The sequence below is a fragment of the Streptomyces sp. NPDC004667 genome (assembly GCF_040609475.1).
Taxonomy (GTDB): domain Bacteria; phylum Actinomycetota; class Actinomycetes; order Streptomycetales; family Streptomycetaceae; genus Streptomyces.
In genome coordinates this window covers 1-15156 of record NZ_JBEXKC010000039.1, presented here as the reverse complement: position 1 = coordinate 15156, position 15156 = coordinate 1, and the positions used below count along the sequence as shown (strand labels likewise).

Annotated in this window: 15 protein-coding genes and 1 riboswitch; of the genes, 4 read left to right on the top strand and 11 right to left on the bottom strand. The window is 74.7% G+C overall.

The window, feature by feature from the left end:
- Positions 1-82 precede the first annotated feature (82 nt).
- Positions 83-1669, bottom strand: coding sequence for an RNA polymerase sigma factor (locus tag ABZW32_RS21950; RefSeq protein ID WP_356218224.1), 1587 nt, complete (start codon positions 1667-1669; stop codon positions 83-85).
- Between the two features lie 237 nt (positions 1670-1906).
- Positions 1907-2668 (bottom strand): methyltransferase domain-containing protein, encoded by a 762-nt coding sequence (locus ABZW32_RS21945; protein WP_356218222.1) that lies wholly within the window; start codon positions 2666-2668, stop codon positions 1907-1909.
- Positions 2669-2725: 57 nt separating this feature from the next.
- Positions 2726-2823: riboswitch (ZMP/ZTP riboswitch) on the top strand.
- A 34-nt stretch (positions 2824-2857) separates the two neighbouring features.
- Here ABZW32_RS21945 and ABZW32_RS21940 point away from each other — a divergent pair.
- Positions 2858-3727, top strand: a complete 870-nt coding sequence (locus ABZW32_RS21940; protein ID WP_356218220.1) for a bifunctional 5,10-methylenetetrahydrofolate dehydrogenase/5,10-methenyltetrahydrofolate cyclohydrolase — start codon at positions 2858-2860, stop codon at positions 3725-3727.
- Between the two features lie 146 nt (positions 3728-3873).
- Here ABZW32_RS21940 and ABZW32_RS21935 read toward each other — a convergent pair whose 3' ends face one another.
- The 3 genes from ABZW32_RS21935 to ABZW32_RS21925 all read right to left on the bottom strand — a co-directional run bounded on the left by ABZW32_RS21935 (position 3874) and on the right by ABZW32_RS21925 (position 7197).
- Positions 3874-5067 carry an MAB_1171c family putative transporter gene (locus ABZW32_RS21935; protein ID WP_356218218.1) on the bottom strand — a complete coding sequence of 398 codons (1194 nt, stop codon included), beginning with the start codon at positions 5065-5067 and terminating at the stop codon, positions 3874-3876.
- On the bottom strand, positions 5064-6545 hold the full coding sequence (locus ABZW32_RS21930; protein WP_356218216.1) for a pyridine nucleotide-disulfide oxidoreductase: 1482 nt from the start codon (positions 6543-6545) through the stop codon (positions 5064-5066). Before ABZW32_RS21930 ends, ABZW32_RS21935 begins: the two co-directional genes overlap by 4 nt.
- A 73-nt stretch (positions 6546-6618) precedes the next feature.
- On the bottom strand, positions 6619-7197 hold the full coding sequence (locus tag ABZW32_RS21925; RefSeq protein ID WP_356218214.1) for a toxin-antitoxin system, toxin component: 579 nt from the start codon (positions 7195-7197) through the stop codon (positions 6619-6621).
- A 306-nt stretch (positions 7198-7503) separates the two neighbouring features.
- Here ABZW32_RS21925 and ABZW32_RS21920 point away from each other — a divergent pair, with 306 nt between their 5' ends.
- The gene (locus ABZW32_RS21920) at positions 7504-7929 is read left to right on the top strand and encodes a hypothetical protein (RefSeq protein WP_356218212.1); all 426 of its coding nucleotides are present in this window, start codon (positions 7504-7506) and stop codon (positions 7927-7929) included.
- Here ABZW32_RS21920 and ABZW32_RS21915 read toward each other — a convergent pair.
- A complete protein-coding gene (locus ABZW32_RS21915) occupies positions 7915-8742 on the bottom strand; it encodes a helix-turn-helix transcriptional regulator (protein ID WP_356218210.1) in 828 nt (275 codons plus the stop codon). The genes ABZW32_RS21920 and ABZW32_RS21915 overlap by 15 nt on opposite strands.
- Before the next feature lie 23 nt (positions 8743-8765).
- Complete coding sequence (locus ABZW32_RS21910; protein WP_356218208.1) at positions 8766-10559, bottom strand: FAD-dependent oxidoreductase; 1794 nt, start codon at positions 10557-10559, stop codon at positions 8766-8768.
- A 169-nt stretch (positions 10560-10728) separates the two neighbouring features.
- Here ABZW32_RS21910 and ABZW32_RS21905 point away from each other — a divergent pair, with 169 nt between their 5' ends.
- Together ABZW32_RS21905 and ABZW32_RS21900 are read left to right on the top strand one after the other, a co-directional pair.
- Complete coding sequence (locus tag ABZW32_RS21905; protein ID WP_356218206.1) at positions 10729-11034, top strand: 4a-hydroxytetrahydrobiopterin dehydratase; 306 nt, start codon at positions 10729-10731, stop codon at positions 11032-11034.
- Entirely contained in the window at positions 11034-11786 is a 753-nt protein-coding gene (locus ABZW32_RS21900; RefSeq protein ID WP_356218204.1) for a class I SAM-dependent methyltransferase, read from the top strand. Before ABZW32_RS21905 ends, ABZW32_RS21900 begins: the two co-directional genes overlap by 1 nt.
- A 7-nt stretch (positions 11787-11793) precedes the next feature.
- On the opposite strand, the gene ABZW32_RS21895 is transcribed toward ABZW32_RS21900, so the two are convergent.
- The 4 genes from ABZW32_RS21895 to ABZW32_RS21880 form a co-directional block, all read right to left on the bottom strand.
- Positions 11794-12219 (bottom strand): RICIN domain-containing protein, encoded by a 426-nt coding sequence (locus ABZW32_RS21895; protein WP_356218202.1) that lies wholly within the window; start codon positions 12217-12219, stop codon positions 11794-11796.
- An 11-nt stretch (positions 12220-12230) separates the two neighbouring features.
- Positions 12231-13079: an aldo/keto reductase gene (locus tag ABZW32_RS21890; protein WP_356218200.1), complete on the bottom strand. Its 849-nt coding sequence runs from the start codon at positions 13077-13079 to the stop codon at positions 12231-12233.
- Between the two features lie 573 nt (positions 13080-13652).
- Complete coding sequence (locus ABZW32_RS21885) at positions 13653-14423, bottom strand: ATP-binding cassette domain-containing protein (protein ID WP_356218198.1); 771 nt, start codon at positions 14421-14423, stop codon at positions 13653-13655.
- Positions 14420-15156 (bottom strand): ATP-binding cassette domain-containing protein (locus ABZW32_RS21880; protein ID WP_356218196.1); only part of this gene is annotated, 737 nt, incomplete at its 5' end. The genes ABZW32_RS21885 and ABZW32_RS21880, both read right to left, overlap by 4 nt.

The window sequence follows — 15156 nt, the reverse complement described above, 5'->3', positions numbered from 1 at the left end:
GCCGGCACCGCGTCCCCCGGCGCGTGGGCCGGGGCGGGGGATCCCGCGTTCCGCCACCGGGCCCGCGGGCCCGGCGGCCGACTCAGTCGAGGTAGTCGCGCAGCACCTGCGAACGCGACGGGTGGCGCAGCTTCGACATGGTCTTGGACTCGATCTGGCGGATGCGCTCACGGGTGACCCCGTACACGCGGCCGATCTCGTCCAGGGTCTTCGGCTGCCCGTCGTTGAGGCCGTAGCGCATGGACACGACGCCCGCCTCGCGCTCCGAGAGCGTGCCCAGGATGGACTGGAGCTGCTCCTGGAGGAAGGTGAAGGACACCGCGTCGGCCGGGACGACCGCCTCGGAGTCCTCGATGAGGTCACCGAACTCGCTGTCGCCCTCCTCACCCAGGGGGGTGTGCAGGGAGATCGGCTCGCGACCGTACTTCTGGACCTCGATGACCTTCTCGGGGGTCATGTCGAGTTCCTTGCCCAGCTCCTCCGGAGTGGGCTCGCGGCCGAGGTCCTGGAGCATCTGGCGCTGGACGCGCGCCAGCTTGTTGATGATCTCGACCATGTGGACGGGGATGCGGATCGTGCGCGACTGGTCGGCCATGGCACGCGTGATCGCCTGCCGGATCCACCAGGTCGCGTACGTGGAGAACTTGAAGCCCTTGGTGTAGTCGAACTTCTCCACGGCGCGGATCAGACCGACGTTGCCCTCCTGGATCAGGTCCAGGAAGAGCATGCCGCGGCCCGTGTAGCGCTTGGCCAGCGAGACCACGAGGCGGAGGTTGGCCTCCAGCAGGTGGTTCTTGGCCCGGCGGCCGTCCTCGACGAGGATCTCCAGCTCGCGCTTGAACGCGGGCTTGTGGTCCTCCTCCTCTTCGAGCTTGTACTCGGAGAAGAGACCCGCCTCGATGCGCTTGGCGAGCTCGACCTCCTGCTCGGCGTTGAGCAGCGGCACCTTGCCGATCAGCTTCAGGTAGTCCTTGACGGGGTCGGCGGTGGCACCGGCGACCATGACGGTCTGCGCCGGGGCGTCGTCCTCGTCGTCGTCGGACAGGACGAAGCCCTGGGTTCCGGCGGCCTTGGGCGTCTCCTCCTCGGCCTCGTCGGCGAGGTCCTCGACTGCCCAGTCCTCGCCCTCGGCGCCCGGGTTCTCGGCGTCGTCCGCGTCCTTGGCGCCGGCCTTCTTGGTGGCGGCGGTCTTCTTGGTGGCCGTGGCCTTCTTGGCGGCGGTCTTCTTGACCGTGCGCTTCTTCGGCTCGGCGGCGGCCTCGGCCGTCGCCTCGTCCCCGGTGGCGGCGGCCGACGGAGCGGATATCGCCGCCGCGGTGGCGGGGGCCGTGGCCGAGGCCTTGCGCGCGCCGATGGGGCGCGGCGGGGCGACGGCCTTCTTCGTCACGGTACGGGCGGGGGCGGCGGCCGCCTTGCGGGGCTTCTTGGCGGCGGCCTTGGTGGCGGGGGCGGCGCTGACGTGGAGGGCGACACCCTCCTCGTCCAGGACCTGGTTCAGGCTGCGCAGGACCCGCTTCCACTGGTCCACCGGGATGCGGCCGGCCTCGAAGGCCTGGCGCACATCGTCACCGTTGATGTGACCCTGCTCGCGGCCGCGCTCGACGAGCGCGACGAGGGCCTCCGATTCGGCGATCTCCGGAGGGAACGTACGGGACGGGCTGAGCGACACAAGGAGCCTCTCGTTGCGAACAGATAAGGGATGGGCGGGACATCATCGCGCGAACTCGGGAAACAGACCCGAGGGGGGTCTGTATTCCGGGGCCGCGCGAGGACACCTGTCGGTTCATCGCATGCCCGAGTCGATTCGTTACGCGCTGAATTGAGTGACCTGCGCCACGCTGTGGCCGCGCAACCGATCCGGCGTGGATCCGTCCGCACCGGATCCACACATTCCGCCGGTCCGACCTCAGTCCGTTTTGCGAGCTTCGATCAGGAAACGGGCGGTGTGCGCGACGAACGGGCCCTCGCGCTCGATCCGTTCGTGGAGCTCGCGCAGCCGGTCCCGGTACTGCCCGACCGTGAAGCCGGGCACCATCCAGATCACCTTCCGGAGAAAGTAGATCACGGCTCCGATGTCGTGGAACTCCGTCCGCAGCCGCTCGGAGCGCAGATCGACGACTTCCAGGCCCGCCTTCGTGGCGTCGGCGACCGCGTCGTCGGGGTGGCGGGCGCGGCGCACCTCCTGCGGCTGCGGGCCGAGGAAGTACTCGACGAGCTCGAACACGCTGGCCGGTCCGACCTGCTGCGAGAGGTACGTCCCGCCCGGTGTCAGCACCCGCGCGATCTCCTCCCACCAGATGGTCACCGGGTGCCGGCTGGTGACCAGCTCGAAGGCCTCGTCGCCGAAGGGCAGCGGCGGCTCGTCGGCGTCGGCCACCACCACCGCGCCCAGCGGGTGCAGCAGCCGGGTCGCCCGGTCGATGTTCGGCGGCCAGGACTCCGTGGCCGCCGCCAGCGGAGGAAGGGGGCCCGCGCCCGCCAGCACCTCGCCCCCGCCGGTCTGGACGTCCAGGACGGACCCGACCCGTGCCAGCCGCTCGGCCAGCAGTCGCTGGTACCCCCAGGAGGGCCGCTGCTCGGTGGCCCTGCCGTCCAGCCAGGAGAAGTCCCAGCCGTCCACGGAGACGGTCTCGGCCTCGGCGACGAGATGGTCGAAAGTGCGCGTCATGCCCCGATCGTCCCAGGTCGGGCCCCGGCGGACCACCGGATATGTCGACTAGACTGTGCGGCGGGCCGTGACTGGCGTTCGGGTGGATCACCACCGGGGAGCGGCCCGGCGTACCCACCTCCGTACGTCGACTGCCGCGCGCCTGGGCGATCCGCGATCCGCGATCCGCAGCGACGTTCAGGAGACCCCATGACGACCGCCACTGCCCAGCTGATGGACGGCACCGCCCTCGCCCGCCGCATCTCCGAGCAGACCGCCGCGCTCGCGGCGAAGATCACCGAGCGCACCGGCACCGCGCCCTGCCTCGCCACCGTCCTCGTCGGCGAGGACCCCGCGTCCGTCACCTACGTGCGCATGAAGCAGAACCGTTGCGCCAAGGCCGGGATCACCTCCCGCCACGTGGAGCTGCCCGCCTCCACCACCACGGAGGAGCTGGTCGCGGCCCTCACCGAGCTCTCCGAGGACCCGGAGATCAGCGGCATCCTGCTCCAGCACCCCGTCCCGCACCACATCGACGAGCGCGCCGCCTTCGAGGCCATCGCCCCGGGCAAGGACGTCGACGGGGTCACCATGCACTCCTTCGCCGCCATGGGCTTCGGGCTGCCGGGCTTCGTCTCCTGCACCCCCGGCGGCATCATGCGCCTCCTGGAGGCCTACGACGTCGACCTCACCGGCAAGCACGCCGTCGTCGTCGGGCGCAGCGCCATCCTGGGCAAGCCGGCCGGCATGCTGCTGCTGGAGCGCAACGCCACGGTCACCTACTGTCACTCCCGCACCGTGGACCTGCCCTCGATCGTGCGCCAGGCCGACGTACTCGTGGCCGCCGTGGGCAAGGCCGAGTTCATCCGCGGCGAGGACATCAAGCCGGGCGCCGTCGTGCTCGACGCCGGCTACAACGAGGGCAACGTCGGCGACGTCCACTTCGAGTCGGCCGCCGCCCGCGCCTCCCTGATCACCCCGGTGCCCGGCGGCGTCGGCCCGATGACCATCGCCGTCCTGCTGGAGCAGACGGTGCAGGCCGCGGCGGCGCAGGCCGGCCTGGACCTCGCGGCCCTCTGACCCCCACCGCCCGCGACGGCGTACGGAGTACGGCGAACGCCCCGGACCCTCAGGTCCGGGGCGTTCGCCGTACTCCGCGCGGGGCTGCGGAGGGGGGCACCGCGCCCGGCCGGCCCCTCCGGTCCCGTCGGGCGCCGCCGGCCGGCTCAGCCCGCCGCCAGCGCTCCCCGGCGGGCCGCCGCCACGATCGGGGACGCGCGGAACTCCCGGGCGAGCGCCGTCAGCGGCTGGGACTCCAGCCGGTGCCGGCCGGAGTCGCCCCGCCCCGCACCGGCCGCGGGGCCGCCGGCGCCGTCCCGGTCGGCGGCCGCCCGCAGCCGGCAGGCCGCGGCGAGCATGGCGGCGTCCGCCACCACCGAGGCGGCCGGCTCGTCCAGGCCCTGCCGGCGCGCGGCCCCGTACGCCGCCGTACGCACCTCGGGGTCGAACCAGCCGGCCAGGGCCAGCAGCCCGTCGTCGATCACCGACTCGCGGTGGACCAGCCGGATCCCCACCGGTGACCACCAGGTCAGCGGGACCGTCGTCACGTTGCGGGACGCGAACCCGCGCAGCGCCTTCCACAGCGGCCGCAGCCTGCGGTACTGGCTGAAGTCCCGCCAGGCCTCCGAGCCGCCGGCCAGGGGCACGATGAACCCCGCCCCGACCATCGCACCGGCCGCGGCGGCCAGCGGGGGCGCCACGTCCGTGGACAGGTGCACCCAGTCGCGGCCGGCCCAGCGGGCGGCCACCGAGGCCCACTTGGCCGCGAGGTAGGACAGGTCCAGCGCCCCGCCGAGCACGATCAGGGCCAGCCCGCTGCGCAACGGGCGCAGCGAGCGGTCCGCACGCCACAGCCACTTCCCGCACAGCCAGGTCAGCACCGAGGTGCCCACGGTGTGCGCCACCAGGAAGCAGACGATCATCTCGCGGATCCAGGGCGTCGTGGCGTAGTACGTGTCCAGGTCCTGGAGCCGTTCCACCGGCGCGTCGCCGATCACGAACAGGGCGACGATCGCGACGGCCGCCGCGCCGAAGACGGCGATCGTCCGCCGCGTGGCCCGTCGCACGGCCGCGGGCGGCCCGCCGCGCCACTGCAGGACGAGGACGACGCACGCCCCGGAGAACAGCGTGGCCAGGCAGAACACCAGCGGCGCGGAGAAGTTGACCACGCCGGTGAAGCGGTTGACCGCCGAGATCGTCGGCGGCGACGCCAGGAAGTTGATGGGGGCGCCCAGGAGGAGCAGCGCGCACGCGGTCCGGTTCAGGGGCTGGTCCCAGTCCCGGCGCATGCTCGGGGCCTTGATCAGCAGCGCCAGGACCATCAGGATCCCCGGCAGCTGCACCAGGATCCCGCCGCTCACCGGCTCTGCCCGAGGGGGTCGACGGGGTCCGCCGGGTCCGCCGCCGGGTCGGCCGGGTTCGCCCGGTCCGCCGGTCCGGGCGCCGGGGAGAGCCCGCCGAGGGCCCGCTCCGCCGCGGTGAGCGGCGGCACCGGGGAGGCGCCCCGGTCCGAAGCGCGCAGCACGTGCCAGAGCACCGACGGGCGCAGCCAGCGGGCCGGCGCGTCGCTCATGGTGATGACGTCGAACAGGGCCGCGGTGAGCACCTCGTCGGTGGTGGCGCCCGTCATCAGCCGGCCGACGTACGCGTCGAGGAGCCCGGCCCCGGGCCGCGGCTCCATGCCGGTGGCCCCCGGGTAACGGATGTCCTGCGTCGTGGCGAGCTCCCAGGCGGTGCTCACCTGCGGGGTGAGCGCCCGCTGTGCCGCGCGGCCGATGCCGGGGTGGCCGAGCCCCTTCGCCCGCAGCAGGTCCCGTACGGCCAGCAGCCCCTGCGCGGCGACCGACATGCCCTGCCCGTACAGCGGGTTGAAGGTGGCGACGGCGTCGCCGACGGCGAAGAAGCCGTCGGGCAGCTCCGCCTTCTCGAAGAAGACGCGGCGGTTGGCGTTGCCCCGGGTGACGGCGACGTCCGACAGGGGCTTCCTGCCCTCCAGCAGATCGCCGACGACCGGGTCCCGCAGCCCCTTGGCGAAGGGGACGAACCGGTCGGGGTCCCCGGTCGGCTCGCCGCCCCGGGTGCCGGAGAGGGTGGCCTGCCACCGGCCGTCCTCGATGGGCACGATCGTGCCCGTCCGCCCGGGTACGGGCACGCGGGAATCGGACTGCACGTTGACGATGGGGAACCCCGCCGCGTGCGCCCCGGCCGGGGCTTCGAAGAGCCGCGTCGCGTAGACGAGACCGGAGTCGACCTCGGACTGCCGGATGCCGCTCACGCCGAGCGCCCCGAGCCAGGCCGTGGCCCGCGAACCGCGTCCGCTCGCGTCGACCACGAGGTCGGCGGTCACCGGCCGGTCCCGCTCCTCGGGGGTGTCGACCCGGACGCCGGTGATCCGGGCCGCGGTGCCTTCCAGGCCGCTGACCCGGCTCCGCTGGAGGACGCGGACCCCGTCGAGGCGCGTCACCCGGGCGCGGACCACCGAGTCGAGGAGGTCGCGGCTGCAGGAGATGTTGAACTGCTTCTCCCCGCACCGCGGGATCCAGCCCTGCGCGGTCATGGTGGCCAGGTCGGTGGGCAGACTGCGGCGCAGGGCGCCCGCGCCCGTCCAGTCGGCGGTGATGCCGGGCAGGATCCGCTCGAAGGCACGTGCCCCGCCCGACCAGAGCAGGTGGGTGTGGCGGGCCTGGGGGAGTCCCCGGCGCGGTGCCGGGCCCTCGGGCAGCACGTCCGCCTCGATGACGGTGACCGTCGCGTGTTCGGCCAGTACGGCGGCCGCGAGGAGGCCGATCAGGCTGCCGCCGATGACGACGGCGTGGCGGGGCGCGGAGGACTGGTTCATCGTGGCGGGCTCTCTGTCTGGGGCCGCGGCCGGGGCAGCGGCGCGTGGGGACGGCGGCCGGCGGGGGCGCGGGTCACCGGCGGGGCGTGGGGCTTCCCCAGCCGAGCGAGCTGCTGATGCGCTCGATCGCCTCGGGGAGCCGCTCCTCCCGGGGGCCCCGGAGGTAGGGCCGCAGGAGTTTGCCCAGGTGCAGGCCGAAGGTCTCGGCCCGGATCTCCGCCGGATCCCCCAGGTCGGCCCGGGCGGCGGCCTGCCGGATCACCGAGGCCAGCCCGGCCTCGGACTCCACGAGTCCGGCCAGGCAGCCGTGGCGCCCCGTCAGGCGGGCGGCGACCGTCATGCCCGGACCGAGGTCGAAGGAGGTCCCCTCCTCCACGTGCCACAGCTCGTGGCAGGCGATGACGAGCTGGTGCTCGGGGCGGGTGTGCGCCTCGATGACGATCAGGTCGCGGTCGTCCAGGTCCAGCCACAGTCCGCTGGCCGAGTCCGGGGGGAAGGGGGCGAAGTGGAAGTCGACCGGCCGTCCGGCGCGCCGACGCTCGAAGGCGGCACAGAGGGCGCCGATGATCCCGGCGGCGTCGGTGGGCCGGGTGATCCGCGTACCGGCCAGCAGGTCGGCGCCGAGCCCACGCATGGTCCGTGTGGTCCTCATGACGCCTCACCCCCGACGGGGTGGGGCCGGGCGGCGGCTCGCACGGGGTCATTCTCCATATGTCGACAAGACGTTCGATCAGTTTGTTTTCAGCGCAGCCTAGCCGCCGTCCCCGCCCCCCAACCAGCGCCTCCCCGAATGCCGGTCCCCGGCCGGGCACACCCGCACCCCGCCATGACCCCGGAGGTAATCGACCCCCTTCCGGTGCGCGGGCACAGTGGGGTCCACGGGCTCCGGGGCCGCGCACTCGGCTCCGGGACCCGCACCCCGACCACACCGACCGACCTCGACGGAGGCTGATCCGCCATGTCCGCAACCCTGTTCGCCGGCTTCGCCCGCACCACCGTCCCGCGGACCGCGCTGCGCCGCTTCCTCGCCCTCGACGCCGTGGTCACCACCGGCAACGGCCTCGCCTACGCCGTCTTCAGCGCCCCCCTCGGCCGGCTGCTCGGCATCGCCGGACCGACCCTGCTGGAACTCGGCCTCCTCCTCACGGCGTACGGCGCGGGCGTCGGGTGGCTCGCCTCGCGCCGCCGCCCGCCGGTCCTCCCGGTGAAGTTCGTCATCGAGGCCAACTACGCCTGGACGGCCCTCAGCCTGCTCTCGCTCGCCCTCTGGTTCTCCCCCACCACGGCCGGCGCGGTGTGGATCCCGGCACAGGCGCTCGTCGTCGCCTGCTTCGCGCTGCTCCAGCAGCTGGCGCTGCGCGCGGCCGGCTCAGGGAGCCAGTGAACGCAGGTACTTCACCGTCGCCGGGTCGGCCGGGAGGAAGGTCTCGATGGCCAGCTCGGCGACCGTCACGTCCAGCGGCGTGTTGAAGGTCGAGATCGAGGACACGAAGGACAGCAGGTGCCCGTCGTGCTCGATCAGCAGGGGCAGCGCGATGTACGGGACCGGCTCCTCGCCGGCCTCCCCGCCGTCCGCGCCGCCCGGCCGGGGCGCGCCGGGCCCCGGCTCCGGCTCCGGCGGCGGCGGGTACGCCGCCACCTCCTCGTACAGGGCGCGCAACGGCTCGGAGCGCGCCAGCGCGATCTGCCGCTCCATCTGCGCCAGCAGGTGGCCGCGCCACTGGCGCAGGTTGCGGATCCGGGGGGCCAGCCCGCGCGGGTGCAGGGTCAGCCGCATGGCGTTCAGCGGCGGCTCCAGCAGGTCCTCGGGCATCCCGTCCAGCAGCATCGCGATGCCCCGGTTGGCCGCCACCACCGTGTACGTCCCGTCCACCACCAGTGCCGGGTACGGCTCGTAGCCGGTCAGCAGCTGCTCCATGCCCGCGCGCAGGGCGCCCATGGCGGGCGCGTCCAGCGGGGTGTGCGCGTACCGGGGCGCGTAACCGGCCGCCAGCAGCAGGGCGTTGCGGTCCCGCACCGGCACGTCGAGGTGGTCCGCGAGCCGCAGCACCATCTCCTCGCTCGGCCGGGACCGGCCGTTCTCCACGAAACTGATGTGCCGGGACGAGGAGTCGGCGCGGCCCGCCAGCTCCAGCTGGCTGATCCCGCGCCGCTCCCGCCAGGTGCGCAGCAGCATTCCCACACTCGCCGTCGTCATACCCGGACGGTATCCCGGCCCGCTCAGCCCAGGTCGAGGACGTTCCGCAGCCCGAGACGGTGGCGCCACAGGTCGTGGCGCCTGGCGGACTCCAGCTCGGGGGCCCGGTAGAGGCCGGTGACGGTGCACCGCCCGGCCGCCGAACCCTCCCGGTCCAGCAGGGCGTTGACCGCCGCGCGGGCCGAGGCGTTCGCGCCCTCCATCGTCGCCAGGTCGATGTCGACCGCCACGTAGTCGCCACTGAGGAAGAAGTTGGGGACGCGGGTTCCCGCGCTCGGCCGGTTGTGGAAGGTGCCGGTGGGATGGATCAGCAGCTCGTCCTGGTTGGTGGGGTGCGGCGTACCGAGGCCGTCGACACCCGGGTCCAGGAACCAGGAGTGCAGCGCGGCGTCCCGGAGCGGAGCGGCCCCGGTGTCGTTCAGGGAGGCCTTCAGCTGCGCCCACACCTCGCGGGCCACCTCCTCGCGCGTGCACTCCTTGGCCGTCTTCCCGTACAGGATCCCGGGCCTGTCCCATTCGGAGACGTCCACGGACAGGCAGTCCACGGCCGTCCCGTCGCCGTAGTCGGCGGCGAAGTCGCGGGAGGGCCAGTGCTCGGCCTGCTGGATCGCCGTCAACGACCAGGGGGAGTCGATGCAGTTGAGGTGTCCGTGGACGAGCGGGGCGCGTTCGGTGAGGTAGAACTGGATGCCGGTCATCCAGTCCGTCCGGAGCGCGTCGCAGCGCCCCAGCATCGGGTCCGCGGCCCGCAGGGCCGGGCTCCAGGTGCGGCGGGCGTGTTCGACGGGCAGCGCGCTGACGTAGTGGTCGGCGGTGACCGTACGGCGCGCCCCGGACGGCTCCAGCACCGAGACCCCGCTGACCCGGCCGGCCTCGCAGCGGACCTCCTCGACGGTCCAGCCGATCCTGAACTCCACTCCGAGGGAGCGCAGATGGGTCTCCCACGGGGTGATCCAGGCCTCGTTGGTGGGGAGGTTGAGGATGCGGTCCGGCGGGCCGTCGGCGCCGCGCCCCAGGAGGTTGAAGACGAAGGCCTCGCCCAGGGTGCCCACCGTACGGGTGGAGGCCTCCTCGGCCTTGGTGGCCACGATGTTGCGGGTGACGCCGATCGCCAGGATGCGCTGGTACTCGGTCGACATCTGCGCCGCCCGGGTGAACTCCCACCACGGGGTGCGCTCCCACACCTCCTCGCGGCGCTCGTCGCAGCTGGTGAGGAAGACGAGCACGCGGTTGACGAAGTACGCCGTCTCGTGCGCGGGCAGCCGCGCCAGCGTCTGGAGGATCCCGGTCAGGGCGCGGCCGATCTCCTCGGGCGTCAGCGGGGCGGGGGAGTGGCCGGGCCAGGGGATCGGGGCGCGCAGGTCCTCGCGTCCGCCCGACCGGGCGAACATCATCTCGCGGGGGGCGACGAGGTTGTCCCACACTCCGTTGGCGTTGCCGGGGAAGGGGATGCGCCGCAGGGTGTCGGGCAGGTTGCGGTAGATGCCGGGGATGAAGCGGAACCCGTGTTCCGCCGGCAGCGGGCGCCGCCCGCCCCGGGCGCTGCCGGGGACGTCCATGCTGCGGGCCTTGCCCCCGAGTGCCCGGCGTTCGTACACGGTGACGGCGTACCCGCGCTCGGCGAGCTCGTGCGCGGCGGTCATCCCGGCCACCCCGCCGCCGAGGACGGCGACGGTGCGCCGGTCCGCCGCCCGTCCCGTGCCGGAGCCCGCGTCCGCCCGCGCGGTGCCCGCCCCCGCGGCCGACAGGGCGCCCGCCGTGGTCGCCGCCGCGCCCGCGATGAACGCACGCCTGGAACCGCCCGTACGAGCCGCCATGCCCCGCCTCCTTGTTACCAGTGGTAACGCCTGTCCGGCGCAGGAGCATAGGGCGCCGGCCCGGGGGCCCGGAAGCGCGCGGGAGCACCCGGTCGCACTATGGCGCGAAAGGTTCGATCCGGCGCAGCTGTGGGAAACTGACCACACGTCACGGGGAAGGAGAACGCGGATGCCGAGCGAACCGCTTTCGCAGAAGGAGATCGAGGACCGGCTGCGGGAACTCCCCGGCTGGGCCTTCGAGGACGACCACCTCGTCCGCACCTACCGACTGGCCACGCACCGGGCCGCCGGCGCGCTGGTCTCCCACATCACCGTGGTGCAGGACGAGTTGAACCACCACTCGGACCTCACCCTCGGCTACAACACCGTGCGCCTGTCGGTGAACAGCCACGACGCCGGAGGCCTGGTCACCGAGAAGGACTTCGACCTCGCCGAACGCGTCGAATCCCTCGCACCCGCCCACGGCGCGAGCTGATGCCGGACGCTGCCGCGCTGCTCGACTACGACGCCGAAGCCGAGGCCTACGACGCCACGCGCGGCGGCGTCCCGCGCGCCGGAGCCGCCGCCGCGGCGGTCCTCGGCCTGCTCCCGCCGCACGCCCGCACCCTGCTCGACCTCGGCTGCGGCACCGGCATCGTCACCACCCGGCTCACCCGCCCCGGCCTGACGGTCCTGGGCGCGGACGCCTCGTACGGCATGGCCTCGATGGCGGCACGGCGGGGCGTCCGGGCCGTCCTCGCCTCCGGCACCCGGCTCCCCGTGCGCCCGGCCTCGCTCGACGCGGTCAGCGCCGTCTGGCTGCTGCACCTGCTGCGCGGCCCCGGCACGGCGGCGGCCGTGATCGCGGAGGCGGGGCGGGTGCTGCGCCCCGGCGGGGTGTTCGTCACCACCGTGGACAAGGACGCCGCCCACGACGTGGGCAGCGACATCGACGCGCTGCTCGCACCGCACCTGACGGCCGCCCCCGCCGACGCCTCGCCGGAGGTCGAGGAGCACGCCGCCCGCGCGGGCCTGCGCCCGGACCGGGAGACCCGGTTCACCGGCCACGGCCAGGGCCGCACCCCGCGCGGGGCCGCCGCCGACCTGCTCGCCGGCCGCTACGCCTCCCGGATCCGCCCGCGCGGGACCAGCCCGCACGAGCTGGCGGCCCGGCTGGCCGCGCTGCCCGGCCAGGACGTCGCGCGCCCGGAGCCGGCGTACCGGGTACGGAGCTTCGTACGCGTCTGACACGGGCTCACGCCGGCTCCAGCCGCCACCACTGGGACGGGGAGTCGGTGTCCTCGCCCTGCCGGGCCCGGCCCTCGGCGTCGGCCTCCAGCGGCAGCCCGCTGATGCACGCGACCAACGACACCACCCCCGGGTCGTCGAGGTGCTCCTCGACCAGCCACTCCTGCGCCCCGAAGGCATTGGCCCGCCACACCTGCACCCGGGCCCCGCTGTCCGTCGAGGCGTTCGCCACGTCCAGGCGCCGTCCGTTGTCCTCGCTCACGACGTGGAAGATCCCGCCGCCGCTGTGCACCGGCGAGATCCGCCACCGGCGTGCGGCGGCCGGCGCGGGCGGCCCGTCCGGGCCCACCCGAACCCGGGAGGCGCCCTCCAGTTGCAGCACCAGGCCGCTGTCCACGTTGCGGATCCGGTAGACCCCGTCCACGAGGTTCACGTGCCCGCCCCTCAGACGTCGAAGACGGCCGGGTCCGGACCGATGCGGCGGCCCGCCCCGCCCGCACCGAGGGCGGACAGCTCCGCGAGGTCCGCGGCGTCCAGTTCGAAGCCGAACACGTCCAGGTTCTCCCGGATCCGGGAGGGCGTCACGGACTTGGGGATCACGACGTTGCCGAGCTGCAGGTGCCAGCGCAGCACCACCTGCGCGGCGCTGCGGCCGTGCCGGGCGGCGACGGCGGCGACGGCGGGAAGGGTCAGCAGCTCCTTGCCCTGGCCGAGCGGGGACCAGGCCTCGGTGACGATGCCGAGGGAGGCGTGCAGGGCCCGCAGCTCCTCCTGCGGGAACAGCGGGTGCAGCTCGATCTGGTTCACCGCCGGGACGAGATCGCTCTCGCCGCGGAGCCGCTCCAGGTCCGCCGGGCGGAAGTTCGACACGCCGACCGCCCCGGCCCGTCCGGACGCCGCGATCTCCTCGAAGGTCTTCCAGATGGCGAGGAAGTCGTCGCGCATCGGGCGCGGCCAGTGGATCAGGTACAGGTCGAGGTGGTCGAGGCCCAGCTTGTCGAGCGAGTCGTCGAAGGCACGCAGCACCTGGTCCCGGCCCCAGCGCTGCTTCGGCCCGTTCCACAGCTTGGTGGTGACGAACAGTTCCCCGCGCGGCACCCCGGACGCGGCCACGGCGCGGCCGGTGCCGCGCTCGTTGCCGTAGATCGCCGCCGTGTCGATGCTCCGGTATCCGGCCTCCAGCGCCGTGCCGACGGCCCGCTCGGCCTCGGAGTCCGGGACCTGCCAGACGCCGAAGCCGAGCCGGGGCATGGCCGTGCCGTTGTTGAGCCTGATGCTGGGGACCTGGTTCACGTCTGGTCGTTCCCTCGGGGTCGGTGCGGTGTGGTCCGTGCCACGGCGTACGAGGGGCGACAACCGGCCGCCCCGACCCCCTATTCCCGCCACCGCCCCCACTCCGCCCCGGCCCCACCGGGCCCGGCCCGGGGGGCGGGCCCGGGCCCGGCTCTGGTTCGGCCTCGGGCCCTGGTCCGGCCTCGGCTCCCGGAACGGCAGCGGGCCCCGGGCCCCGGTCCTGCCCCCGGAACGGCAGCGGGCCCTGGGCCCCGGTCCGGCCTCGGCTCCCGGAACGGCACCGGGCCCCGGGCCCTGGTCCGGCCTCGGCTCCCGGTTCGGCACCGGGCCCCGGACCGGTACCGGGCCTCCGGGGACCCCGAGCCCCGGCCCGGGGCCCGACCGCTCCCGTTTCCGGCCCGGGGCCCGACCGGGCACGCGGTGTCCCCGCCGGGCCCGTTCGGCCCCGCGTCCGCGGCGCCGTGGGGACCGCCGCGCCCGGCGTCCCCGCCGGCAGGCGCACCGGGACCCGGACCGCCGTCCCGCCCCCAGCCCCGGTTGCGGCCACTCGCGCTTCCGCCCCCGGCCCCCGGCTCAGCGCGGTCCCAGGTACGCCTCCCGCACCAGCGGGTTCGCCCGGACCTCGGCAGGCGTTCCTCCGGCGAGGACCGTACCGAGGTCCAGGACCACCACCCGCGCGCACAGCTCCATCACGAAGGCCACGTCGTGTTCGACCAGCAGCACGGCGCAGCCCTCCTCCCCGGCCAGCCTCCGCACCACCGCGGCGAGCCGCTCCCGCTCCGTCCCCGACAGCCCCGAGGCGGGTTCGTCGAGCAGCAGCACCCGCGGCCGGTCGGCCACCGCCCGGGCCAGCTCCACCATCCGGGCCCGCCCGGCCGGCAGCCCGCCCGGGTACGCGGGCCCCAGCGCCCCGATCCCGCACTCCTCCAGCAGCTCCTCGCCCCGCTCCCGGCGGTCCCGTTCCCGGGCCCGCCGGCCCGGCGCGGCCAGCAGGTCGGCGGCCAGACCGCCCCCGCCGCCCCGCCACTCCTGGGCGACGAGCACGTTGTCGGCCACGCTCAGCTGCCCGAACAACTGCCGGCGCTGGAAGGTCCGGCGCACGCCGTGCCGGGCCCGCCACACGGGGGAACGGCGGGTGACGTCCACCCCGTCCAGGAGCGTCCGCCCCCGGTCCGGCCGCCGGATCCCCGACAGCACGTCGAACAGGGTGGTCTTCCCGGCCCCGTTCGGCCCGATCAGCCCGCACACCTCTCCGGCCCGGACCCCGAGGTCCACCCCGGTCAGGGCCCGGACCCCGCCGAACCGCACGCCGACCCCCCGCGCCTCGAACACGTACCCGCTCACCGCGCCACCCCCAGGTAGGCCTCGGTGAGCCGCTCCGCGTCCACCTCGGCCCGCGGACCGCACCAGGAGACCCGGCCCCGGGCGAGGAAGGCCACGCGGTCGGCGATCCCGAGCACGGCGTCGGCCCTCTCCTCCACCAGCAGCACCGCGCAACCCGCCCCGCGGAGCTCGGTGAGCAGCCCGTACACCTCCTCCACGACGCGCGGCGCGAGGCCGAGCGAGGGCTCGTCGGCGATCAGCACCGCCGGCGGACGCTGCAACAGCGGGGCCAGCGACAGCATCTGCTGCTCCCCGCCCGACAGGGCCCCGGCGGCCACCGTGCGCCGCTCCCCGAGCCGGGGGAAACGCTCGTAGGCGGCCCGCCGCTCCCCGGGGTCCTCCAGGTGCAGGGCGAGGTTCTCCTCGACGGTGAGCGCCGGGAAGATCCCCCGTCCCTCGGGCGCGAGCAGCACCCCGGCCCGCGCACGGCGTACGGGGCCGTCGCGCGTGGCGTCCCGCCCGGACACGAGGACCGACCCGCCCGTGGCGGGCAGCAGCCCGGCGGCCACCCGGCAGGCGGTGCTCTTCCCGGCGCCGTTGGGCCCGAGCACGGCCAGCACCTCCCCGCGCCGCACGCCGAGGTCCACCCCGCGCAGCACGTTCCCCCCGTCGTAGCCGGCCCGGATCCCGCGCAGCTCCAGCGCGACCCCGCGACCGGCCGGCCCCCCGGCGGGACCCGGCACGGTGCCGGGCC